Source organism: Mucilaginibacter sabulilitoris (assembly GCF_034262375.1).
Lineage (GTDB): Bacteria > Bacteroidota > Bacteroidia > Sphingobacteriales > Sphingobacteriaceae > Mucilaginibacter > Mucilaginibacter sabulilitoris.
This window is the reverse complement of the sequence record NZ_CP139558.1, coordinates 6,585,281-6,611,888: the sequence shown is the minus strand read 5'-3', so window position 1 is coordinate 6,611,888 and position 26,608 is coordinate 6,585,281. Positions and strand designations below refer to the sequence as shown.

At 43.7% G+C, this 26,608-nt stretch carries 13 protein-coding genes; 8 read left to right on the top strand and 5 right to left on the bottom strand.

All coding sequences use genetic code 11. The features are described from left to right. Positions 1-102: 102 nt before the first annotated feature. From SNE25_RS27885 to SNE25_RS27875, 3 genes are all read left to right on the top strand, one after another. The gene (locus SNE25_RS27885; protein ID WP_321562295.1) at positions 103-3,516 is read left to right on the top strand and encodes a TonB-dependent receptor; all 3,414 of its coding nucleotides are present in this window, start codon (positions 103-105) and stop codon (positions 3,514-3,516) included. A gap of 21 nt (positions 3,517-3,537) precedes the next feature. Continuing rightward, positions 3,538-5,346, top strand: a complete 1,809-nt coding sequence (locus tag SNE25_RS27880; RefSeq protein ID WP_321562294.1) for a RagB/SusD family nutrient uptake outer membrane protein — start codon at positions 3,538-3,540, stop codon at positions 5,344-5,346. Positions 5,347-5,525: 179 nt separating this feature from the next. Continuing rightward, complete coding sequence (locus SNE25_RS27875) at positions 5,526-7,838, top strand: glycoside hydrolase family 3 N-terminal domain-containing protein (RefSeq protein ID WP_321562293.1); 2,313 nt, start codon at positions 5,526-5,528, stop codon at positions 7,836-7,838. A gap of 313 nt (positions 7,839-8,151) precedes the next feature. Here SNE25_RS27875 and SNE25_RS27870 read toward each other — a convergent pair whose 3' ends face one another. Beyond that, positions 8,152-8,415 carry a hypothetical protein gene (locus SNE25_RS27870; RefSeq protein WP_321562292.1) on the bottom strand — a complete coding sequence of 88 codons (264 nt, stop codon included), beginning with the start codon at positions 8,413-8,415 and terminating at the stop codon, positions 8,152-8,154. Between the two features lie 297 nt (positions 8,416-8,712). Between SNE25_RS27870 and SNE25_RS27865 the strand changes: the two genes are divergently transcribed. From SNE25_RS27865 to SNE25_RS27845, 5 genes are all read left to right on the top strand, one after another. Then, positions 8,713-9,336, top strand: coding sequence for an RNA polymerase sigma factor (locus SNE25_RS27865; RefSeq protein WP_321562291.1), 624 nt, complete (start codon positions 8,713-8,715; stop codon positions 9,334-9,336). A gap of 54 nt (positions 9,337-9,390) precedes the next feature. Further along, complete coding sequence (locus tag SNE25_RS27860; RefSeq protein ID WP_321562290.1) at positions 9,391-10,575, top strand: FecR family protein; 1,185 nt, start codon at positions 9,391-9,393, stop codon at positions 10,573-10,575. 204 nt (positions 10,576-10,779) lie between these two features. Beyond that, positions 10,780-14,004, top strand: a complete 3,225-nt coding sequence (locus SNE25_RS27855) for a TonB-dependent receptor (RefSeq protein ID WP_321562289.1) — start codon at positions 10,780-10,782, stop codon at positions 14,002-14,004. A 34-nt stretch (positions 14,005-14,038) separates the two neighbouring features. Beyond that, positions 14,039-15,679, top strand: a complete 1,641-nt coding sequence (locus SNE25_RS27850; RefSeq protein ID WP_321562288.1) for a RagB/SusD family nutrient uptake outer membrane protein — start codon at positions 14,039-14,041, stop codon at positions 15,677-15,679. Positions 15,680-15,707: 28 nt separating this feature from the next. Further along, positions 15,708-16,889 carry a CehA/McbA family metallohydrolase gene (locus tag SNE25_RS27845; RefSeq protein ID WP_321562287.1) on the top strand — a complete coding sequence of 394 codons (1,182 nt, stop codon included), beginning with the start codon at positions 15,708-15,710 and terminating at the stop codon, positions 16,887-16,889. 1,912 nt (positions 16,890-18,801) lie between these two features. Here the strand turns inward: SNE25_RS27845 and SNE25_RS27840 are convergent. The 4 genes from SNE25_RS27840 to SNE25_RS27825 form a co-directional block, all read right to left on the bottom strand. Continuing rightward, a complete protein-coding gene (locus SNE25_RS27840) occupies positions 18,802-20,154 on the bottom strand; it encodes a glycoside hydrolase family 27 protein (RefSeq protein WP_321562286.1) in 1,353 nt (450 codons plus the stop codon). Positions 20,155-20,238: 84 nt separating this feature from the next. Then, positions 20,239-21,984 (bottom strand): RagB/SusD family nutrient uptake outer membrane protein, encoded by a 1,746-nt coding sequence (locus SNE25_RS27835; protein WP_321562285.1) that lies wholly within the window; start codon positions 21,982-21,984, stop codon positions 20,239-20,241. Positions 21,985-21,988: 4 nt separating this feature from the next. Beyond that, positions 21,989-25,300 carry a SusC/RagA family TonB-linked outer membrane protein gene (locus tag SNE25_RS27830; RefSeq protein ID WP_321562284.1) on the bottom strand — a complete coding sequence of 1,104 codons (3,312 nt, stop codon included), beginning with the start codon at positions 25,298-25,300 and terminating at the stop codon, positions 21,989-21,991. Between the two features lie 224 nt (positions 25,301-25,524). After that, positions 25,525-26,562 (bottom strand): FecR family protein, encoded by a 1,038-nt coding sequence (locus tag SNE25_RS27825; RefSeq protein ID WP_321562283.1) that lies wholly within the window; start codon positions 26,560-26,562, stop codon positions 25,525-25,527. Positions 26,563-26,608 lie beyond the last annotated feature (46 nt).

Sequence of the window (26,608 nt, the reverse complement as noted above, 5' to 3'; positions counted from 1 at the left end):
ACCAGGAAGCGCTACGAACGCTCTCCTGGCTAAGCCTGGGATAAACCGCTAACAATTGTACGACCAATCTTTAACCAAAATTTAACCCAAACACTCAAATGTATGAAATTTTATTTTCAAACGGGATGCATGCGCCCTGCCTGTATTCCTAAAATTTTGCTGGTAATGAAACTTACCGTTGTTTTATTGATCACCGTTTTTTTACAGGTTTCGCAGGCCAGTTATGGTCAGCGCATCACCTATAAGGGCACCAATGTTCCTGTAGAAAAGCTTTTTCAGGTTATACAAACGCAAACATTTTTCAAAGTACTGTATGCCGAAGAAATGGTAAATGGTTTAGGCAATACCGACCTGAACCTTAAAAATGCCACTATAGACGATGCACTGAAGGCCTGTTTTAAGGATAAACCGCTGACCTATACAATTACCAATAATGTAATTGTTATTAAATATAAACCTGCTCCGGTTGTTGAAAAGCTGCTGCCTGTTACAATTACCGGTAAAGTAACCGATGATAAAAACGTGGCGCTACCCGGTGTTAATATTATATTGAAGGGAACCAGCACCAGTACCGTTACCGATGGGGATGGCAATTATAAAATTACTGTACCCGATAATAAAGGAACCCTCATTTTTAGTTTTGTTGGCTTTGAAAGCGCTGAAATTGTACCTGGGGCAAACACTGTTATCAACGTTCGGCTTAAAGAGGGTAATCAAAACTTAAATGAAGTTTTGGTAGTAGGATATGGTACACAGCGCAAAACATCATTAACATCTGCAGTTTCGGCTGTTAAAGGCAGTGAGCTGGCTAAAGCTCCTGTTCCTAACATTACTTCGTCTTTGGCGGGCCGGGTTGCCGGTATATCTGCCAGACCCAATGGAGGAGTACCCGGACAGGATGATCCGGATATTCACGTGCGGGGAATAGGAACAAATGGAAGCAGCGGTGCACTAATTGTAATTGACGGTATTATTAGGCCCAACATAGGCCAGATAGATCAAAATCAGATAGAATCAGTATCTATTTTGAAAGATGCGGCAGCTGTAGCCCCGTATGGTTTAGCAGGCGCCAACGGTGTAATACTGATAACAACCAAGCATGGAAAGAGCGGTGCACCTACCATCTCATTGGGTGGCTATTATGGCTTTCAGCGCCCAACATTCCCGCCAAATATGTTGAATGCAAAAGATTACATGACGCTCAAAAACGAAGGTGATGTAAACTCAGGGGGGCAAGCGGAATTTCCTGCAGACCTTATAAGCAACTATGATAACTTGCATACCCAAAACCCCGACAAATATCCTAATAGCAATGCCGAACGCGAACTGATTAAATTAAATAAACCACAGCAAAACTATAGTTTACAAATATCAGGTGGTACTGATAGGGTACAGTATTACGTAGGATTTAATTTTTTACGGCAGAATGGTGTTTATGATCCGCTATCATATAACCGCTATAATTATAATGCTATGCTGGATATCAATGCCACATCTACCACTAAAGTAACTGTAGCTTTAAACAATTCCATTGAGCAAAATCAAACCGGGCCAAATCCGCAGGGCATTTCTTATATACCTACGGCAGCTATTTATTATCATAACGGTCTTTGGGGTGAATCGGGCGGTTATTCACCAGCAGGAGATCTGGAAAGCGGAAGTTATGCCAGAATCAGCAGAAACACGGCATTAAATTCCATATCAGTAGAGCAGCAGTTGCCATTTGTAAAAGGTTTAAGCATAAAAGGCGTGTTTGGTTACGACCCAAGTACAGAAACGGATAAAAACTGGGCGCGTCCAAATTACTATTACCTATATGATGGCACAAAAACGCCGGCCACCTATACAAAAACGCAGCTTGGCGATGGCTTTACAACACTTACGCAAACTTTTGGCAAAAGCCAGAATTTTACTTACCAGGGCTATTTGAACTATCACCGCACATTTGGTAACAGCGAGATAACGGGTTTGTTAGTAGCAGAAGCGCGCAATGGTAAAGGAAGTAGTTTTTATGCTTCGAGAAAAGGGTTTAGCGTGGACGTTGATGAATTGAGTCTAGGTACATCAGACCGCCTTAACTTTGATAACGGCGGCTCGTCATCAACCAGCAGCCAGCTCGGATATGTTTACCGTGTAAACTATGCATACAAAGGCAAATACTTAATTGAGGCTACCGGCAGGTATGACGGGCATTACAGTTTTGCACCCGGCAGCCGGTGGGCTTTTTTTCCAGCTTTTTCGGGAGCATGGCGCTTGTCTGAAGAGCCCTTCATAAAAAATAATTTGTCATTTATTGATAACCTGAAAATCAGAGGGTCGTGGGGTAAATCAGGAAACCTTACGGCTACTGACTATCAGTATCTCACTAAATATAATTTATATGGCAACGCCTACTCTTTTGGTACCGGAAGCCTTGTACAGGGATCTTATATACCACGGGAAGCCAATCCGCGAATTACCTGGGAAAAAGCCAATAAATCTGATGTTGGTTTCGATGCCTCTTTATGGCAGGGAAAGTTAACTGTTGAAGCCGATTATTTTTATGAAAAACGGTCTGACATGTTAACCCAACCTACTGTTACGGTACCGGTTGAATATGGCTTAGATCTGGCGCAGGAAAACGCTGGGGTAATGAGCAATCATGGTGTTGAGTTTGTGCTTGGTACAAATAACAAGTTCAGTAATGGTTTGCAGTTGGGCGTAGCGGGTAACTTTAGCTTTGCTAAAAACAAACTACTGCAGGTTTTTGAAAATGACGTTACAAAGAATAATCCAAGGCGCAGCCGTACCGGCCGGTCGTTAGGCACTCCATTTGGCTACCAGGCACTTGGCCTGTTTAAAACATCTGACGACAAAAATGGCGACGGAATTATTGACAGTCAGGACGGTTATAACATAACCCAATTTGGTACGCTGCATCCGGGTGATGTGAAATATGCCGACTTAAACGGCGATGGGAAAATTGATGACAATGATGAAACCGTAGTTGGTTATCCTACCTATCCTGAAATAACCTACGGCCTTAACCTAAACGCTTCATGGAAAGGCTTTGACATTACCCTGTTTTTTCAGGGTGCGGCGCATGCCAGTTTAAATATTCAGGGTTATCAAACCGTACCATTCCGTATTAATAATACCAACACATCTTACGAATATTTTGACAACCGCTGGACCCCTGAACACCAGGATGCAAAATATCCAAGAGCCTATGCTTCAAAAAACACCAATAACACAACCAATCCTTTAAATGGTGATGGGTTTGGTGATTTTTCATCATCTATATGGATGGCGAACACAGGGTTTTTAAGACTGAAGACCGGAGTAATTGGTTATACCATCCCATCTGCAATTACCAAAAAGTTCAACATCCAGTCGCTTCGGTTTTATGTTTCCGGTCAAAATATCTTCACGGCAAGCAAGCTGAAATTTATGGATCCTGAAACAGGTTATACCTCGCGTGAGGAATCATATCCAGTTGAAAAAGCTTTCATTTTTGGGCTAAACGTAACTTTTTAACAAACCAGTGTAATTAAAGTCATGAAAAAATTAAATAAATATAATATTTACTACAGCTGGCTTTTATTGGCTGTTGTAGTGCTGCCTATGGCGGCTTGTAAAAAGTACCTTGATAATGTACCAAAAGATTCAATTGCCGGCGATGTGCAATGGAGCAACGAAACCACTGCCGATTTGTTTTTAAACGACATTTACCATCAGATAAATAACCAGGGCGATACGCCAGACCCACTGGATAGCTATACCGATGATAATGACGGAGGGCCATATTGGAAATCATGGCGATGGAGACAGGGCATTATTGGCCCCGGTGTTGAAGACGGAACCCCGCAGGAAAATGATGGTAATGCATCTAACTATGAAGAATGGAATGCAGTTTACGCCAAAATCAGGAAGTGTAATACTTTTATACAGGAGGTGAATGCACACTCGGCAAATTTATCGCAGGCTTATCGGAACAAACGAATAGATGAGGTGCGTTTCCTGAGGGCATTTTTTTACAGTTACTTATGGATGCATGTTGGCGGGTTACCGATTATAACAGTTCCTCAGGACAGAAGTACAGATACCCATGACGAACTATTTAAACCAAGGAGCACCTTTGGCGACACCTTTAATTTTATTGATACCCAGTTAGATTCTGTGGTAAATAACAACTATCTCGCAAAAAAATATAACGCCGGCGAAGCGGATGCGGGACGTGCCACCATTGGCGCGGCGCTGGCTTTAAAGGGCTGGATTGAGCTATATGCTGCAAGCCCGGCTTTTAATACAGCCTCTGCCGTTATGGGATCAGATCCTAATAAGTTTTTCAGTTTTGGCAATACCGACGTAACCCGTTATACCAAGGCCGCGGCAACCAACAAAAAATTTATGGATGAGCTTGGCGGAACTTATGGATTATACCCGGATATGACCACTTTCTGGAAGGAATCAAACGAGTACAACACCGAAGTGATATTTGACAGACAGGCCGTTGCTAATACAACCGGCAGTGCATTTTGTCTTTTTGGTGGGCCGGTTTATATACAAGGGCAGTATTTTACCTGGGGTAATTATGATCCAACCCAGGAGCTGGTTGATCAGTTCAGGATGGATAATGGTTTACCGATTACTGATCCAAAATCGGGTTACGATCCTCAGCACCCATACCTGCACCGTGAAAAACGTTTTTACGACTGGATTGTGTATGATGGCGCTCCCTACAAGCAAAACTGGATGACCGGTACAGATACCATTTTTACCCGGATTAATAAAGTTCATCCGTCCTTAAACGAGATCGATTTTGGCTCGTCGGATGTATCCAATACAGCCTATTATTTCAAAAAACGGCTTAATCCTGATATCCGACCCTCTGGCGGTGCAAGCGACGGTGTAAATTATGTTTACTTCAGATATGCGGAAGTGCTCTTGAACTACGCCGAGGCACAAAATGAAGCAGGTGGCCCCAGTGCAGATGTTTACGCTGCTCTTGATAAGATCAGGGTCAGAAGCCAGCTTCCTACACTTGAAGCTGCTTACGGAGGTCAGACTTTAAGTCAGGAGCAAATGCGTGCCGTTATCCGTAATGAACGCAGAGTAGAGCTTTGCTGGGAAAATAAGAGGTATTATGATATTATCCGCTGGCGTATAGCCGAGAGTGTTCTGAATGTTGACCGGCATGGTATGAAGATCACCAATACCTCACCTGCTGATAATAAAGGTGTTTGGAAATATGAGCCGGTTTTGCTCAACCATCCGCATGTATTTACACCAAAAATGTATTTGAATCCCATACCACAACCAGTAATTGACAGAAATCCAAATATTAAACAAAACCCTAACTATTAGGAGAGAATCATACCCATGAGGTTTTACTTTTAATTTTTACTTATTGGGAGTAATAGTTATAAAAAGTATAGTTACGCCAAATGGAAACGACCGGTGCAGATGAAACCTGTACCGGTCATTTGCAGCTAAGCATGACCGGATAATAAAACATCGGTTATTATAAATTTTAATTAAATCAAATGCGCTACAACAAATCTATCTTTCTGTTAATGTGTGCCGCGATAACGGCTTTTAAGGCACAAGCACAAGTTTACAAAGACCCAAAAGCACCAGTACAAAAACGGGTGGCCGACCTTTTAAAGCGAATGACGCTGGAAGAAAAAGTAGGCCAGATGAGCATGTCGTCACTCACGGGCGCGAAGAATAGTAAAATTGCTTACGGCGTTTTAGAAAGTCCTTTTACTAACGTTAAGGATGTGGCCATAAAATCTGCCGCTGCAAAAAAATATAGTCGTGAACAAACGCGTCTGGGTATTCCGCCTATACAAATTGGCGAGTGTTTGCACGGGCAATTAGCAGCGGGGGCAACTACCTTTCCGCAAGCCATAGCACAAGGCAGCACCTGGAACCCTGCACTTATAGAGCAAATGGGGCAGGCCATTGCTTCCGAAGCATCCACATCAGGAGTTGACGAAGCGTTGTCTCCATTGTTTGACCTTATCAGAGATGCCCGTTACGGCAGGGTAGAAGAGTGTTTTTCAGAAGATCCATACCTGGTTGGCCAGCTTGGTTCAGCTTTTGTAAGAGGTATGCAGGGCGATCCGGTACAAACCCGTAACCATTTTGCCTTTGATAAAGCAATGTGTACCGGCAAGCACTTTGCGGCCTACAGCAAACCTATAGCGGGTATTAATTTGGCGCCGGCCGAAATTGGCGAACGAGAACTGCGCTCTATGTTCCTTGCGCCTTTCCGCGACGCGGTACAGGGTGCAAATATCGCGGCTATCATGCCATCATATAATGAAATAGACGGTATCCCGGCACATAGCAATGAGTTTTTATTGAAGCAGGTGTTAAGAGAAGAGTGGGGATTTAAGGGGTATGTATTTTCTGATTACGGAGGTCTTAGTCAACTGTACGACTTTCATAAAATAGCTAAAAATGCATCGGAGGCAGCCTTGCTGGGTCTGAAAGCCGGCGTTGACCTGGAAGCCGCACGTCCTGACGTTTACCCTCATCTGGTTGAACTGGTTAAAGCCGGTAAAATCAAAGAATCGCAAATTGATACCGTGGTGGCCCGTATTCTTACCCTTAAATTTAAGGCTGGTTTGTTTGAAAAGCCCTTGGCCGACACCGCGCGTTTAAAAGACAGGGTACACACACCTGAGCATATTAAACTATCCCAGCAAATAGCAGAGGAGTCTATCGTTCTATTAAAAAACAATAATAACCTGTTGCCGCTTAATATTAACAAGCTAAAATCAATAGCAGTTATAGGCCCCAATGCCAATAAAGTTCAATACGGCGATTACAGCTTTACCCGGGATAACTTATCCGGCGTAAACGTATTGGAAGGTATAAAACAATTTGCGGGAAACAGCATTAAAGTAAACTACGCCAAAGGATGCGAACTTACCGGGCTTGATAAAAGCGGGTTTGACGAAGCAGTAAAAACCGCGCAGGAAAGTGACGCGGTAATAGTTGTGTTAGGAACAACCAGTGTTGTATTCTCTGGTGTTGGCTGGAACGGGCAGGCACCGGGTAACGAACCTAAAGATCCGTTTACCTGCGGTGAAGGATATGATGTTACTGATATAAACCCGCAGGGTGTTCAGCGCGAATTACTGCAGGCTGTTTACAAAACGGGTAAACCGGTTATACTGGTATTGGAAAATGGCCGACCCTGGAGTATAAGCTGGGAAAAAGAAAATGTCCCGGCTATTTTAGAAGCCTGGTACCCGGGCGAAAGAGGGGGTACGGCTATTGCCAATATCCTGTTTGGTAAAGTAAACCCATCGGGCAGACTTAACATGAGCGTGCCGCAGTCTACAGGACATATCCCGGTGTTTTATAATTATGTAAACTCATCGCGGGGTAATAACCGAGAGCCAGGAACCATTGAAAAACCAGGACGTGATTACGTGTTTTCATCAACAGATCCATTGTTTGCATTTGGTTTTGGCCTGAGCTATACTTCGTTTGATTATAGTAACCTTAAGGTATCAAAAACAGAGTTCAGCAAAAATGAGCAGGTAACTGTTTCTGTAGATGTGAAAAATACAGGTAACATGGCAGGTAAAGAAGTAGTGCAGTTATACCTGGGCAACAAGGTGAATTCTGTAAGTACACCGGTGATGTCATTAAGGCGTTTCAGCAAAATACAGATCGAGCCAGGTGAGGTTAAGACAGTGAACTTTACCATCAATGCTAAAGATATAGCGATCTGGAACCGCCAAATGAAGCAGGTTACCGAGTCGGGCACGTTTGATATAATGATTGCTAAAGCCGCAAATAATGTGGTGCTGAAGAAACAATTGGAGTATAAAAATTAATGTAGGTATTTTAAATATCCCCTCGAAAGAACATCGATTTGGGTTGAAATATTTTAAAAGAACAGCAATATATAAAAAAAGTCTTAAAATGATTCCCCCAAATTTCCAATTCTTCGTAAATTTTCAATGAATTGGTTCGAAGATAACCCAGTATAAGTATCCTGAAAATAAATGATTTAACCCAACTCTGGCGAGTTGGGGTTTTTTATTTGCATAAAATTTAATGGCGATACTTTTTTATAAAATCAGATCAATTACAATAGCAGAAATGTCAAACTCTGTTTCAATAATTCGTCGTAGACGTTCTTAATTATCACGGCAGCCATTTCATCATTTTTATGTTGTAAGCGTCGGCCAGCGGTAAACTGAAGCGGGCGGCTTTATCCATGCCTTTTTCAGTCCAACGGCCGATGGCCAGCATTTTAGTTACGGGTGCGGTCAGGTCGAACGGACCTGCCATGTGCGGGTGTAATAAAGCCCGGCAGCCAGCTGTAGGGGAAATAGAGCAGCTCGATGTTCGGCTGTTCAAAGCCAGCGCTGAAAGGCAAAAGTATTCGTATTTGCCATTGACTTTCACACAAAATACCTTTCTGATGGAGTTTGCCGTGAATCAGACTTGGAAACAGCTATAATCAATAAACTGGAGCAGTTACCTTCAGGAAATCTTGTTGATAAAAGTTACTATTTGACTGTCAAGTTTAAGTTTACCGGCCGCTTTTATTTAAAATATTTCAACCATAGCGTTTAATGGGTGTTTAAAGTAAACCTGGCGGGTATAAATTTTAACAAATTAATAATATTGGCTAAACCGGAAATGCACGGGCAGTAACCAAATTTGTAACCCGAATTACTACCCCATTTTAGCTCTTAATAAATGCCCAGTTTTGGTAAATCCGGTTTAGCGTTAAAAGCGCATTGGGATACTTTCCTTTTGGAAGGTGATCAGGATGTTTTTTATGTGCTTTACTCTCACTATCATGATTACCTGATCTATATAGGCAATTTGAGAGGTGCCACGCTGGATAAGTCGAAAGATTGCATTAATGATCTTTTCCTGTTCGTGTTTGAGAATCGAAGCAGGCTGTTGCACATCCGTAATCATCATAACTATTTGGTAACTGCTTTTATCCGTAATCTGTTCCGTAAACCACATTTTGGCGCAGAAGAAAGTCTGGAACTGCTGGATCTGCCTGGGATGCCCGTTTACCCATCGGTAGAGGCTGAATATATTCAGCAAACAACCCAAAAACAAGTAGCCGAGGTGCTGCAATCATACATTGGCGAATTGTCTGAAAGCCAAACCAAAATTGTTTATCAGAGATTCTATCTCGATCTCAGCTACGAACAAATAGCAGATGTCAATGATATCTCTGTCAAAACAGCCTATAACACCATTTATAATTCAGTCAATAAGCTTAGAAAACGCATCGGGCAGGAATATGTGGACGTGCTTTCTGTGGTTATTTCATTGATTGCCTTGTTTTTTTATTTTTTTTAAAAAAGCATAGGAAAAATTGTGAGTGTCTTGCTCTATTATGCAAAGCTTTAGCAAATGCTTGAAAAAGACCTCATGCAATTACTTCATCAGGAGAGTTTTCTGAACTATTGTTTCGGACGGAACGATAATGATGTGAGACATTGGAATCAATGGCTGGAAGACCATCCCGAAGATGCCCTACAGATAGAAGAACTGAGACGAACGGTGATTATGATGGCCAAAACATCTCAGAAAATGCTGCGCGATCGGCATTTTGAAGAACTTCAGCAAAAAATGGCCGGTTTGCCTATAACGCCAGTAAAGAAAAAATCTTCATGGAAGCCGTCATTAGCTGCCGCTGCCGTAATTCTGATCATAACGAGTGTGGCGCTTATCTATCACCGTACCTTAAAGCTTGAAAAAAATAACATCATCGCACAAAAGGTTGACATTAAGCCAGGTGGTGATAAAGCTGTTTTGACATTAGGCAACGGTAAAAAAATTATTCTGTCTGAATCCGGCAATGGCCAAATTGCGGTGCAGGGTAAAGCACAGATCACGAAAACCGCTAATGGACAAATCGTTTATAAAATATCAGATCAATCGACTGGTGGTGATGAACTGCCTGAATATAATACAATAGAAGCGCCGGCCGGCGGGCAATGGCAGGTTGTACTGCCTGACAATTCGAAAGTTTGGTTGAATGCAAAATCGAGCCTTACTTACCCAATAAGCTTCGTGGGAAACGAACGTAAGGTACAACTGAAAGGCGAAGCTTATTTTGAGATTACCCATAATGAGAAAATGCCTTTTAAGGTGGCGAGTAAAAGCCAGACTGTTGAGGTTTTGGGTACACATTTCAATATCATGGCTTATGATGATGAGCAAATGATGAGAACTACCCTGTTACAAGGTTCGGTTAGGATTTCGGATAATGGAAGGTCGCGTATATTGGTGCCCGGTCAGCAGGCGCAGGTTAGCAATGTGGAGATGAATGTGACAGAAGTTGCTGATCTGGAAGATGTAACGTCCTGGAAAAACGGCTATTTCAAGTTTAATGAAAACCTGGAAAGTACTATGCGCAAGATAGCCCGCTGGTATGATGTAAAAGTCAGTTACACAGGCAATATCGATCCTTCTCTGCGCTTCGGCGGAAAAATATCACGCTACAAAAATCTATCATCTGCATTAAAGATCATGGAATTAACCGGGAATGTTCACTTTAAAGTTGAAGGAAGGAGGGTAACCGTTATGCAATAAACCAGTACAGCAAACGGTAACCTAAAAAGCCAGAGGTGCTTGGAACCACCACTGGCCTATGTTGGGCTTACCTACCGCGTTAGCGGAAAAAATATTATGCGAACAAGATTTTTTCGATTAAACCCTTAGTAACAAATGTATAAAACTTTCTCAAAAGTTAGGCTTGGTATTTTTTACCATGTCCTAAAAAAATGCCTGTTAATTATGAAACTGACTATCATCATACTAACAACGGCCATCCTTCAGGTGAGTGCAGCTACTTACGCGCAAAAAATTACGCTCAATAAAAATAAAGCTTCGCTGGAGCAGGTGTTTGATGATATCCGTAATCAAAGCGGGTATGATTTTTTTTATAACCTGAGGCTTATTCAAAGAGCTAAGCCGGTTACTGTGAACATTAAAAACGCGGAATTGAAGGATGCGCTCGCAGAAATCTTTAGCAACCAGCCCCTTACTTACACTATTACTACCGAAGACAAAGCCATCGTTGTAAAAGAAAAAACAGCGCCGGAACCTCCAAAAACAATAACAGGAAAGGTGGTAGATGAAAAGGGTGTTACATTGATTGGTGTGGCTGTAAAATGCAAGTCAAACGGCCGGGCTGTTATTACAGATAAAGACGGTAAGTTCAGCATTATAGTCCCAAACGAAAATGAAACATTGGTATTTACTTATGTTGGTTACAAAACCCAGGAGGTAACCGCTAATCGTAATGATATTACCGTAGCGCTCATGGAGGATGTTTCTGCACTAAACGAAGTGGTTGTAGTAGGTTATGGTACGCAGAAACGTGCCGACCTTACCGGCGCACTGAGCTCTGTATCCAACGATAAGCTGGTAGCTACGCACTTCAACAACGCCATCCAGGCACTGGCCGGTCAGCTACCGGGTGTAGACATCGTAACAAATAGTACTAAGCCTGGTGGAGGCTTCGATATCTCCATCCGCGGACAAAACACCATTAAAACGGGCACGGACTTAAGTGCCATTAATCCACCCCTTTATGTGTTGGACGGTATCTATGTCAATTCTATCAATGATATCTCGCCAACCGATATTGAGCGGATCGACGTATTGAAGGATGCTTCTTCAACGGCCATTTATGGTTCGCGCGGGGCAAATGGTGTTATCATCGTTACTACCAAAAAAGGAAAGCAAGGCAGAAATACTGTAGAATATACAGGCTCAGGCACGGTGAGCTCCGCCATGAATCTACCTCACTTCACCAACGCCGATGAGTGGGTACAATATCGAATAGACCGTAGCAAAGGACAAAACTATACCAACCCTAACTACCAACCTGACCTGCAACAGTTGCTTGGCCAGGCGGCATACAGTAACTACAAGGCAGGCAAATCTATTAGCTGGCCGGATGAAATCTTAAAAACGGCTTATTCGCAATCACATGCATTGAGCGTGAATGGCAGTGCAGAAAAGCTTACTTACAGCCTGGGCGCAGCAATCAATTCGGAAAATGGCGAAATTAAGGGCGACGGCTATACCCGCTACAACCTGAATGCATCGCTAAATAAGCAGATTAACAAAACATTTAAAATTGGGACTACCATCTATACAGCTTACGAAATCACTAAGCAAGCCAGCCCCGAAACCTTCCGGACCATCTATCGCCTCAATCCGTTGTCTGATAAGTTTAATGCAGACGGGTCGCTTAAGTTCTATCCGGACGGAATAACAACCATTACCAACCCTTTTATAGAGGAGAAGAACAGGCATACGCAAACCAACAACACGCATACTTTTGGAAACGTATACCTTGAAGTGAAACCACTGAGCTGGCTGAAGTTTACCACCACCTTTGCTCCCGATATCACGCATTTAGAATATGGATCGTACATCGGGTCGATGACAAAAACCGGTGCAGGAGCGCTGGCCAATAGCAGTGCTCAATACCAGGCAGGACGTACGGTAAAATATACATGGGACAACTTGTTGCAAGCTGATAAAACCTGGGGTGATCATACCGTAAATTTTCTTTTGGGTTCGTCCTATTATAAATCATCCATCATGAATTCGGCCGAGGCGGCAAGAGCATTCCCTACCGATGCTTATGATTGGTATAACCTGGGAGCCGGAACGATGTCTTCCATGTCTACTGGTTATATACAAGAACAGCTGGATTCGTATTTTGGACGTCTGAACTACGACTATAAGGGACGTTACCTCTTAACCGCTACAGGGCGTACAGACGGTAGCTCTAAACTTGCGGAAGGGCACAAATGGGCATTCTTCCCCTCAGCAGCAGCTGCCTGGAGAATCTCTGAAGAGGAGTTTTTGAAAGACAAAACCCCGCTTTCTAATTTGAAACTACGCTTTAGCTATGGTGTATCGGGCAATAATGGTGTGTCGCCTTATAGCAGTTATCCAACAGTAGCCAATGCTAGGTACCTTTTTGGCACCTCAAATGTGGTGAATACATCGTCCATAACGCGCTTTGCAAATAAAAACTTGACGTGGGAGCGAACTAACGAGTTTAACCTTGGTTTAGACTTTGAACTCTTCAAAGGAAGGATCGGCGGAACGATCGACCTATACAACCGCCGCACCAACGGCGTTATTATGAACAGGGTGATGTCTGTCCTTAATGGGTTTACCAGTCTGACAGACAATGTGGGCTCGGTTAACAACAAGGGTATTGAAATTGGCCTAAACACCGTCAACATTAAAACCGATAACTTCTCATGGAATACATCACTCAACTTTGCGTCCAATAGTAATAAAATTGTAAGCCTTTCGGATGGTTCGAGCCGCGATGAGGCCAACGGTTGGTTTGTGGGGCAACCCGTGGGTGTTGTATGGACCTATGACCAGATTGGTTATTGGGGTGAAAACGAGGCTGCAGAAGCGAAAAAATACGGACTGGCACCAGGCAGTATCAAAGTGCGCGATATTGATAACAGCGGCACGATCAACAATGCCGACAAGGTATTTAAAGGATCGCTTTTCCCTAAATGGACAGGAGGCATCACCAATACTTTTACTTATAAAAATGTTGACTTAGCATTTACGGTGACCACCCGTCAGGGACAATATTCATATTCGCAGTTCCATGGATCATACTCGCTGGAGGACAACGAGAATTTCAATGTGCTGAAACTCAACTACTGGACCCCACAAAATACCGGTGGTACCTGGGTGCGCCCCGGCGTACCTTCCGGCCCGATGGAGGTATTATATTATCAGAAGACTTCGTACGTGAGGGTGGGTTATATCAATGCCGGCTACAATTTGCCTAAGAGCCTGACAGGCAAAATGGGGCTTAGCAAGTTGCGCGTATTCGCTTCGTGTCAAAACCCCTTCATCTTTACCGATTATGTAGGCTGGGACCCGGAAAATGCAGGCAAGGACACGCAAACCTATGGTTATACGATGACACGTAAGTTTATGTTCGGACTCAATTTAGCGTTTTAATTCATTAAGGATCACGCACATCATATTATTAATCATGAAAAAGACAATCAATTATATATTAGCAATTTGGTTGCTGGTATTCGCTCAATCGTGCAGCCTGGAAGAAGTTAACCCCTCGTCGGTGACGAGTGACAAGTATTTTGTTACTCAAGACTCATATGAGGAGCTGGTGAACGAAACATACAGATACCTGCGCCCCTTGCTGCAAAACACTTCGCATATGTGGTACGGTACAGATATGTATGATCGTACAGGGGTGGTAGATGACACTCAATTGCCACTTAACGATTACACTACATTTACGGGCGACGAAAGCCAGGGCTGGTGGACCGACAACTACAACCTGGTAACCAAGGCTAACACAGCCCTAACACGCGGAGCTGCAATAAAAGGGAATATAGACCCGAAAGTATATGCCACCCGCACCGGCGAACTGCTGGCCCTGCGGGCTTATGCCTATTTTAACCTGGTGGAGACTTTTGGAGGCGTGCCACTGATTACCAGCGAGGTGACCCAGGCTACCTACAATTTTACCCGCTCTTCTGAAGAAGATGTGTATAAACAAATTGTGGCCGATCTTAATCAAGCCCTCGCCCAGTTGCCTGCCGACCCAAGCGACTATGGACGCGTAGCCCAGGCCATGGCCCAGCACCTACTTGGCAAGGTATTGCTTACGCGCAGCTATAAATCGTATGCGCAATCGGCCGATTTGGCAAATGCCGTTAGCAATTTGCAGGGTGCTATGAACAAATCGACACTCAGCACATGGGATGCACTCTTCGGCGACCAATACTCGGCTGGTGGCAATAAAGAAGTCATCTTTGCGGCCCGCTATTCCAGCACCGATGCGAACAACAAAACCGGCAACAACCTTTATCAGCAGTTCAAATTTTGGACCGACAGGTTTCCGGGTGGAGCGCTGGCAGCGCCGTACTGGCGGCAGGATGCCTCTTATCAGCCTTCTTCTTACCTTTTCAACCTCTATGCCGCTACTGATTACCGGGCGTCTGAGCGGTTTTTACAAAGACACATCGTGGCTGCTGCCAATGCAACAGGGCCTAACGGCGCAATTAAGGCAGGCGATAACGTGATCTACCTGCCCCGCGTGGCAATGAGCGCAAGCGATATTTCCGCCTATGAGGCAGCTAACAAGCCAACGTATTATGTGGTGAATCCAGATCAGTATCATCAGTTCTTTGGATCAAACACTATTTATCCTATCATCTGGAAGTTCTATGACCCCACGGTAGTAGTTTATACCAATTCGGGTGTAGATCCGCAGGGGCACCGCGACACATACATCTTCCGTCGCGCCGAAACCATGATGCTCCTGGCCGAAGCATATGTTAAACAAGGACAAGGAGGGTTAGCTACCGGATTGATCAACGACTTGCGCACACGAGCCAAGTTGAGCGGAAATGACCTGCTAACCGGGAGTGCCACATTAACGGATGTGCTCGACGAATCGGCCCGCGAACTTTTTGGCGAATCAAACCGGTGGATGGATTTGAAGCGTACCGGAACATTGCTTACCCGCGCAGCGCAATACAATGCTTTCACCGCTCACAATCACCCTGCCACCATTGATGCTAAGTATTTGGTACGCCCCATCCCGGTGACGGAGATTGTGCGCAGCCCAACTTTGACACAGAACCCTGGCTATCCTGGTAAATAATTTTAGAATCACTTAATCAATAATCAATATGTACAATAGTATTCGCATCGCATTTGCACTGCTGGCCATGATCAGCATTAGTAACATGGTATCTGCACAACAACAAATACCCAAAAACCATGTTAACCCCTGGATCAAGCCGCTGGGCGCATTGCCTCCAATTGCCAGCCTGACCGAAGGTGAATGGATGAAGGGCGACCTGCACGTTCATTCCAGCTACAGTTCTGAGGGCGGCTACGACCCTGCACGTCACCCTATTTCAAAAATTAAAGCTTTTGCCAAGTCTGTAGGCTTTGGTTTTATTGGTATTACCGATCATGATAATCACGTTTTGGGTGATGTAGCGCATAATACCTGGGCCGATACCGCTTTCAAGGATAATACTTTGTTGATGCTTTACGGTGCAGAATGGACAACCACCCGCGGTCATGGTAATACTTTCTCCGCCACACCATACGATCACCAGAAATTCTATGATGTTCGTGATCAGCGTGATGCGGATATAGCCAAAGTGAAAAAAGAATTGGGCATCCACCTGTCGGCCAACCACCCGGCCGGTCCTAAAGATCACTTTGGTTTTTCTTATGACCTGGTTGATGCCATGGAAGTTTGGAACTCTTGCCAGTGGACCAGAAACGCTAACTCAAACCTGATCTGGGAAGATATGTTAGCCTCAGGCCGTAGAATTACTGCACGTGGCGGTAGCGACGTCCACAGGCCAAGTGATGTAAATTACATTGGTACCCCAACCACCTGGGTTTTTGCAGCGAAACACACTGCACAAGCCGTGGTAGATGCACTGGTAAACGGCCGCGTTTCCATAAGCGCCAACCCATATGCACCACGCGTTGAGTTTTTTGCTGACATTAACGAGGACGGCAAAATGGATATGATGATGGGCGATAATGCAAAATCTACCGGTAAGCCTATTAAATTCCGTGTTGAGCTTAAAGGAAACGTAAAAGCGGATAGTACTTATACTGTGAATGTAATTAAAGATGGCCGCAAGTTTGGTAGCTATAAAATGGCAGGCAGCAACCCTGTCGTTGAGTTTACTGATACGCCCAAATTAGTTGAGCGCATGTACTACCGCCTTATAGTTGAAGGACCGTCTACCGATTATCCGCAGGTACCTCGTTCTGCGGCGGTTTCCGGTAATATGGTTGCTTTGTCAAACCCGATATATTTTAATTTCGATCCGCATTTTTGATGAAATTTAAAAGGATAGCCCTACGAAAGTGCTGATTTGTTTTCTGCTTGCCTTTACTGTATCGACGGGGCAAAGAAATTTCTGACGACTTACTGATTAACAAAATACAGGACTTTAAAGTACGGTTTGGGGCTCGGATTATCGGGGCTGTTTTTAAGGTGAAAAGTACATTAAGGTGAATCTTGTATTCGTTAATGGGAGTAAGCAGCATTCATATCAATCACCACTGTTTTATTGACGTATTATTTATCTTTTAGTAGCATTAATGAAGCCGCTATGGTAAATTTAATGTGTGAAACCTGCATGAGCCGTCAGTTCTTTTACGGATGTCAGCTCATGCGGTTTTAACTATAGTCATAGTCCTGTTTTACCTATCAGTATATGGTAATGCTTAGATCTCGCTTGTCCAAATTCGAATCATCTGGAATAGAATAATTCTTTTGTTTTTTCAATTTACTGTAAGTCACCTCTAAGCTAGGCTTTTATTCTCTGCCGTATACCCCATTAAAAGTAAAGTCTTGATTCGAGAACCCGAGACTTTTTTATCCACCAACATGGTATTAGCAGGTCACACTTTAAACAAAACGCCTTTTCGTTGTTTATGGATGAAAAGAATAATAATAGTGCAGCATGGAGCAATTGGTAGCGAGCTTTACAAAGTAAAATGTCAATACCGACTCGGACGATCTCGGAGTAAACCCCTTTAGGATTTTTGAATGCGCGATGGATTGCAGCTGGTACTCTCTGCGCTTCATAGCAGTATCCAAACCGCTTCTGAAAAAGCGATATTCTTTAGGGATTTGTATATTGAGGGAATGCTTTCAAATTGCAAATCAGACCGTTTAACTTGTCCAGTAATTGACCAGATACCTGGGTCTGCTATCCCTGGTTTGTTCTAAGTATCGTGGTGAAGGTTTAGAGCCTTTCCAATTTTGTCTCCGTGTGCCATTGGGTGACTGACACAAATGCGAAAAAACCGAAAGGAATTGAACGGTAACAATAACGGTTGATATACTTCCTAAGCGTTAATGCTTCTTTGGGCTCTAATCGCCCTGCCTGAATTCATGTTTACGGAGAACTTCATAAAACCCGGGACTGGCAAGAAGTATCTCGGATCTGAACCCATGATCCGAAAGGAAATATTAATCCTCTCTGGAAAAATCTTCCGGTTTTTTGAAGTGCATCCGGATTAAAAGATGATCTGAGAAAATGAATGACATAACAAGTTGAAGATTATGGATTTAACTTGCTGTAACAATAACGAGGCGTCCCCTTGGAACCGGGACGCCTTGTTATTTGAATTTTTCAGTATAACATCAGAAAAATATCGTTATTTCTGTAGTATACCATGTCTCTGACCAGTTCACAGCTAATCCTAAGAGCCTATAGTTATGTTAAAGATCATTTTTAAGCTTTACAAGCATTTGCTCTTCGATAAGACTAAGGATTGTCATTAACAAATTGAGGTGAATTAATTACCTTATTTTATTAGGTCTTAAAGAAAATAAAACATTCAACCGCACTTTATTAAATTATATATTTAACTGTTAAGCCCATTTTGATTTCAACCATTTTCGGACCGGCTCGTCATATATGGAAGCGCCGAACTTAGGTTTGAATAATACGTCAAGCACCTGATTTCGTTGTTTACCCAGATAATCTTTCATTTACACCGAAGTAGCACCGCCGCCATTTACTGCTCCAATGCCGTCAAGCCGCCGGCCTCCAGCCTCGCCGTCAATAACTATTGTCTGGTCACTTAACATTTGTACGGGGGACATATGAAATAGTAAAGAAGCTGAACAGTAAAGCAACTTTAAAGATTTTGATCGTGATTTTTTTCCGACTGTACTTTCATTTGATTTATAAAAGATTAGATTCGCATTAAACCGTGACATAAGAAATTTTTCGCTCAGTTTTTGGAAAATCGATACAAACCTGCTCCGTGTTTATTAATAATCGGAGCAAACTTATCTTGCACTGTCCCAATATCGGTTTTGAGCCAAAGATCACGTACTTTGCAGCTTCTGCTAAACCCAAGTTGTTTTAAGTCAACAGATACCTTTACTGCGCTATCTCCATCCCCTGTATTGAATAGGGCTACAAATTTATCGCCGGTTTCGGGGTCATCTGCTACCCAGGCAATATTACTGCCTTCCCTGAAAAGTTCTTGGTTGTTTGTACTCTTTTGCAATATGTACAGCACTTCTTTATTGGTTATTAAAGCAAGTGTAAAGGGATCGTTGCTGGGTAAATCACCTCCAAACATAAGCGGCGAGCGAAAAATGCACCATAAGCTCATCAAGGTATATTGCTCATCCTTGCTAAATTTGCTCATACGGTTGTCGCCCCTTTCCGCACGAATACCGATCCGGCCAAGCGGCAACATGTCGCCATCGGGCCAGCCTCCGGGTATGCGGTAGGCGTTCCATCTTTTAAAAACATCAAAATGATCTTTGAGCATAGACCAGTTGTCCCAAAAATCATCAACTGTACGCCACATATTGGCATGTTGCTGTACATCAGCGGCACTTTCTATAGGGGTTTCGCCGGGTGATGTACTCAGTAGTATCTTTCTACCTGTTTTGTCAATAGCTTTCCTGATCATTTCCACTTCAGGGCCATGGTAGGGCCTGGAAAGGTCATCAACTTTTACAAAATCTATTCCCCATGAGGCATAAAGCTCAAAAAGCGAATTATAGTACTCCTGAGCACCTGGTTTACCGGCAACAACGGTGTACATATCTTTAAGCCATTTGCATTGCCCTTCTGTGCTGTAAATGTCGGCAGCTTTGGCGGTACTGCCCATAATAGGCGTATTGCGTTTTACAGCCTCAACAGGGATGCCCCGCATAATATGGATCCCAAATTTTAAACCTTTACTATGTATGTAGTCGGCCAGTGGTTTAAAGCCTTTACCGTTTGCGGCAGATGGAAAACGATTGGCAGCGGGTTGGAACCTGCCGTATCCGTCCAACACATAGTCGGGGTTGTTTTCATTATAGCCATGTGCCTTATCGTTACCCACATACCAGCGGATGTCGACTATAATATATTCCCAGCCAGCACCTTTCAGGTTTTTGGCCATATAATCAGCATTGGCTTTTACTTCTGGTTCAGTAACTGTTGGCCCATAACAATCCCAGCTGTTCCAGCCCATGGGTGGGGTAGGGGCCCAGGTGCTGAAGTTTTGTTGAGCAAACGCTGCGGATGAATAAATAAAGCAAGTATAAATGAAGAGTAAGCAGCTTTTTCTGAAATTCATAACTGTTTTTTTATTGAAGTTTTTGTAAATCAGAACATGCGAAAGGGCATGTTCTGATCTGTATATGAAAAGGATTATGCTATGCTAATAACCCGGGTTTTGTTTTAAGGCTGCATTGCGCTCTATTTCAGACTGCGGAATAGGAAGCCAGTAATTGGCCTCCTTAAACTTACGATCTTCGACCAACGTGGCTGAGGTCCCCGTATGTGCCAGATATTCTGTAGTTCCATCCAGCTTTTTAGTAATAACGATACCGGTTGCAGGTCTATTCAATACGGTAGCAGCTATCATCCAGCGCCGGGTATCAAAATAACGATGTTCTTCAAAAGCCAACTCTATTCGCCTTTCATGAGCGATTTTATCCCAAAGTGCCGTACCGCTTTCTGTAGCCAGCGGCATTTGGGCCCTTTGCCTTATTTTGTTCAGCGCAAGTTTTGCTTCGCCTTCATTACCTAAATTATATTCGGCTTCGGCATAATTCAAATAAAATTCAGCCAATCTGAACCAGATCCAGTTTTGTGCCGATGCACCGGTAAAAGTCCAGCTGTCAACGACATAAGCCTCATTTAGAAACTTGCGTACGTTATAGCCTGTTTTGCTGGTATTCCAACTGCTGGGGCCGTCCTTGGTGTCTTTGCCTCCTCTTAAGACGACTTTGCCGCCTTCATTAACCTCATTAAAATGGTCCTCCACAGCTCTTCCTTTCCAGGGGTCGCCGTCAGATAGCACAGTGGCATATAAACGGGCATCACGATTGGCGAAAGGAGCCTTTTTTTCTGCCGGGTTGTTCCAGTCAAACTTGGTGCCGTCTGCCATTTCAAAATCGTCTACAAACTCTTGTATAGGGGTGTTACCGCCCCATTCGCCATAGCCATTAGGCCCGTTCGACTGGTCAAGGTAATGCATGCTTCCAAAGTTTTGACGGTCAAATATGATCTCCGAGTTGTTTTTATCCAAAAAAAGCTGGGTATAGTTAGCCTTAACATCGCTGTACTTATTATACAGGCTGTAGCCATTGGCCGTGGCTTGGTCTATGACCGCTTTGGCCGCATCTGCAGCCTTTTGCCACCGCGCCGCATCAGGAGTTGCGTAACCAACCAGGGGATCTACTCCTGATTTATTCATCAGCGGACTGGCGGCATACAATAGCATACGCGATTTTAATGCCAGCGCTGCAATTTTAGTAGCGCGGCCGATATCCTGCCCGCTGTAACTTACCGGTAACAACGCAGCTGCTTTATCACATTCGGCAACGATGAAATCTACATTTTCTTTGTAGGTATTTCTTACCATCTTCGACGCTTCGTCTACATTATCCAGGTTGAACGACTTGGTAATAACAGGCATACCACCCCATCGGGATACCAGGTCGAAATATTCAAGGGCACGGATGAAGGTAACTTCGCCCAATAAGCGGTTTTTCAAGCTGGCGTCAGTAAAGGTTGTTTTATCTACATTCTCAAAAAAGACGTTGCAGTTTTTGATATTCGCCCAAATGGTCCCCCAGTTCCGGTAGTCATTACCATACCATGCACCATTCATACGCCCCAGATTGGACGGGGTGATATAGGCCTGCGTTATAGGCTCGCAGCCACGGCTCCAGGTCAAATAAGTTTCGTCAACAACAGAACTCATCCAGGACTCGGTGAAACCTTGCCCGATTTGACTGTAAATGGTGTTTACATAAGCTTTAGCCAGGTTTTGATCCTTCCAGAAAACATCCGCCGAAATTTCGGTGAGCGGTTTTTTGTCCAGGAAGTCTTTCTTACAGGCTGTACCGGCCAGAGACAGTACCAGCAGCAACAATATATATTTCTTTGTCAGGTTCATGATATTAAAAATTAGCGTTTACACCGAAGTTATAGATACGGGCCTGTGGCGTCAGCCAGCCGGCATAATTCTGGCTGGTTGCCTGTCCTTCAGGATCGATATATTTTAGCTTATCAAATGTCAGCAGGTTAAATCCGCTTACATAAAGCCGAATGTTGCTGAACGGAAGCTTTTTAACGCTTTGCTTATTCAAGGTGTAAGATAACTCTACTGTTTTCAAGCGTAAAAACGCCGCACTCCGCAAAAAGTAAGTATTGGTTTCCCGGGTTGAAGGGATCGTTTCACGATCATAAAGCCTCGGGCCTGAAGCATTGGGATTAGCGGGGGTCCAACGGTTATTGTAATAATCCTGCAGGAAATTCCCGATCTCGCCTGAAGCAAAGTATACGTATTGAGCAACATTGCCTCCCTGCCCCTGTAAAAGCATATTAATACCCCAATTTTTGTACCTGGCAGCCACTGTTACACCATAAATTGTTGAGGGTATAGTAGATTTTGTTTGCCTTACCTTATCCTTGGCATCTATTATGCCATCCTTGTTCACATCCTCAAATATCAGGTCACCGGGTTTAGTACCGTCAAGGTGCGGGGTACTGTTAACTTGTGCCTCGCTGCGGAAGATCCCGATAGCATTGTACAGCACAAAATCGGCACCAACAGGCTTCCCGGTCCGCATTTGCCAGGGTTGGGCAGATGCCGCTTCATCCATGAACAATATTTTACTTTTGGTATAGGTTACATTGCCGCTGACGTTGAACCAAAAATCATTTATAGTCCTTGAGTAACCGAGGGTAACTTCCGCGCCTCTGTTTCGAACTTTACCGATATTTTCATCGGGTAAAGTCAAGCCTGCATACTGCGGTATGGAAGCGTTACGCTGTGTGAGGATGTTACTGCGCAGACTTTGAAACAGGTCTACCTGGAAATTAACTTTATTATTAAATAACTGTGACTCCAAACCTATGTTAGTGGTATTGTCAACCTCCCATTTAATGTTAGGATTAGGGGTACGCACCGAGTAGGCACCCTGTATATTGGCAGGATTGTTCCCTCCGAAAACAGCCGGCGAGCCGTAGGCATAACTGGCTAAGTACTGAAAAGCGGCAACACGGTCATTACCTCGTTGCCCCCATGACGCCCTTATCTTTAAATTATCGACAAAGGGAGCGGCTTCTTTAAAGAAAGGCTCTTCGGAGATTCTCCAGCCACCGGAGAAACCGGGGAAGAAACCGAAACGGGAGCCCGGAGGAAACGCCTGCGAGCCATCATAGCGCCAGTTAAATTGAAAGAGGTATTTACCTTTATAATCATAATCTACACGACCGAAATAGTTTTGACGGGCTGTTTCTGTTCCGGATCCGTCATTGCTGTAAGATGTTAGCTTATCCGTGTTGCCCGCAAACAATTGGTCAAGCTGGGAACTGATAAAACTGGAACGGGCTGCGGCCAGGTAATCGCTCGAATAATTATATTGTTCATAAGCTACAAAACCGCTGAGGTTATGATCGCCAAACTTATGTGCGTAATTGAGCCGGATGTTAGCGGTAATACCCAGGCCAACATTCATATTTTCACTTAAATTAGCATTATCTGCCGGGCCATAAATGCGGGGTATGGACGTTCCGGTAACAGGGTCTCTGTCATAAAGCGTGAAAGATTTGAACCAGTTTTTGTAGAATGTATTGCTTTTATCCACATAAAAACCACCGGTCAGTGTTAGTCCTTTAACCGGCAGGTTCCATGTGGCAACCAGGTCGCCGTTTAGGAAGGTGCGGTCATCGCGCTGATAACCTGCGGCATCGGTAACTGCTACAACCGGGTTACGGTCGTCTCCGAGCGGAAGGCCGGGTAATTTACTGTCCGGCCAATAGGCAATTGCTTTGGGATCGCCGTTGATGATGTCGTTAAAAATACGCTCGGAACCGTGGTGAGGATACCTGCGGTTTTCCTGCCGGGCTGCAAGATTTAATGAAAGTTTGAATGAACTGGTAATCTGCGCATCAATATTAGATCGCACATTGTATTGTTTATATTTAGTGGCGCTGTTTATATAGTAGCCATCCTGAAACTGGTACCCGCCTGAAACGAAATACTTAATATTATCTGTACCTCCCTGTACCGATAAATTATGCTGGTATTGCGGCGATGTTTTGCGAAGGGTTACATCATACCAGTTTGTATTTGGATGACCTATCGGGTCTGAGCCGTCCCTGTATTTTCGTATATCATCTTCCGTATATTTGGGTGCCCTGTTATAAATGGTTTGTTCAATTTCATTGTATGCCTCCGCATAGGTAGCTGCGTCAAGCATTTTAGGTAAACGTGTAGGCTGCCTTAAACCATAGTTAAAGGTATAGCTCACAGTGGGTTTGCCCGTTTTGCCGCGTTTTGTGGTAACCAGGATAACGCCGTTTGCTGAACGAGACCCATATATAGCAGCCGATGCATCTTTTAAAACAGAAATACTCTCCACGTCGTTGGCATCCAGGCGTGAAAAACCACCAGCACGGTCTGCAACGCCATCAATAACAACCAATGGGCTGGCATCCTGAAATGTACTGCGCCCCCGGATCAAAATAGATGCGTCATCATAACCCGGTTCGCCGCTTCCCTGAGAGCTTATTATGCCTGGGGTACGGCCAACTAATGAGTTGGATATGGCTGGTACCGGTGCTGTTTTTAAATCATCTCCTTTGATGCTGGATACTGCACCCGTCACAGTCACTTTTTTTTGCGTGCCGTAGCCAACCACAACAACCTCACCCAGGCCCTGCGAATTCGGAGTTAGTTTTACTTTTAATGGTTTACCTTCGCTTACCGGGACCTCAGCTGTTTCATAGCCCAGAAAAGTAAAGGTCAAGATGGCATTATCCGGAACATTGATTTTAAATGCACCGTTTTTATCCGTGGCAAGTCCACTTGTTGCCACCCCTTTGATTTTTACAGTTACCCCTGCCAGCGGCTGATCTTTTTCGTCGACTACGTAGCCGGATACCACCAACTCCGTAATCTGTAGGCCTTTCGGGACGATGGCGATCAAATCATTGTTTAATTTTTGATAGGTAAAATCACTGCCGGTCAACAGCTCACTGATCAGGTCCAGTGCATCGCGGTCTTCTGCATGGATGTCGGTGAATTTCGTTGTCGGAATCTTATTGTCACTAAATAAAATACGATAGCTTGTTTTCTTTTCTATCTCTGAAACTACCGTTTTGAAATCGGCAGATTTCAGGTTCAGCGTTATCCTGGATTGTGAATATCCTTTTGCCAGCATCTGTAAGTTGAATGCTAAAATCAGCAAAACCGTTAGCTTCATGATTAATAGGGGATTATTAGGGCAAAAAAATTGCCGTCCACGCTTTTTATGCGTAAAAAAACTCATAACTTTAGTTTGTTAAAGGTGATGAAATACAGGCACCCGGTCAAAGCTGCCTGTTTAATTAAAGAATCGTCATTTTGTGCACGGGGATGTCCAATCCCCGTGTTTTTTCTAAGTAAAAGTGTCTGTCATAATTAAAATGAACTAGGTTGTTAAATTGGTTACTTGATTATAATCTGGTTTTTCTGAATTTTATAGGAGAAAGGTTCAATAAGGCGTAACGCATCTAAAACCTCGCGGATATTTTCCTGGTCAAATGCTCCTGAGAAGACCTGATTCCTGATCTTTTCATTCTTAAAGACGAAATCAACATCATAGGCCCGTTCTAATTCATTGGAGATTTCTCCAAATGTTTTATGCTTAAAGCAGACACGGTGATACATCCACGAGGTTTCGACTACGGCTGTGTCCTGATGCTGAAGGTAAGTGATTTCCGGTAAGGTTGTCATTTTCTTACCCTTGTGGCTGATGTCCGGATTAATGGCTTCGGTAAACCTGATGATCAGCTTTTCGGAAGGTTTAAGTGTAATGACATCTGCCGGCCTGTCTTTTAAAGTGATCTGGACTTTTCCTCTTAGTAATGTTGTCTCGCTAAACTTATCATCCGGATAAGCTTTGAGATTAAATGCAGTCCCCAAAACTTTAAGGTCCATTTTGCTGGTATGTATGATAAAGGGGTGCGATGCATCATGATGCACATCAAAAAATGCCTCTCCGGTCAGAGATACCTCTCGGGTCGAATTGTTAAATTCTTTGGGAAATGTTAGTTTACTGTCTGCATTTAACATCACTCTTGTGCCGTCGCTCAGGATAATATTCTTTTTAGATGACCGTAAAGTCCTGGCTTCCAGCGGAACCGTATTTTGATCAGGAATATTAAAATGTAAATATGTAAAGGTGATGCACAGGATAACTATTGCCGCAGCCATGGCCCTCAAATAGAACTTTTTGAAAGGATACCGAGGTTTAAGGTCGAGTTGCTGTTCCCGGTTAGTGATCTTCTCCCTGATTCTCAGGAAGGCTTCTTCTTTTCCGGACTGCCCGGTATGATTAATGGAGAAATACGCTTTGAAGATTTCATATTTCTCCTGATATACAGGATTATCCTCGAGTAAGCCCGCCAGTTCTTTACGCTCTTCATCCGAGAGCTGTTTCGTAAATTTTTTTGTAACTAACCTGATAAAATTGTCCTGGTCCATTGGAATAATTGGTGCCTTTGAATGACAGGACGAGATTTTTCAGGAA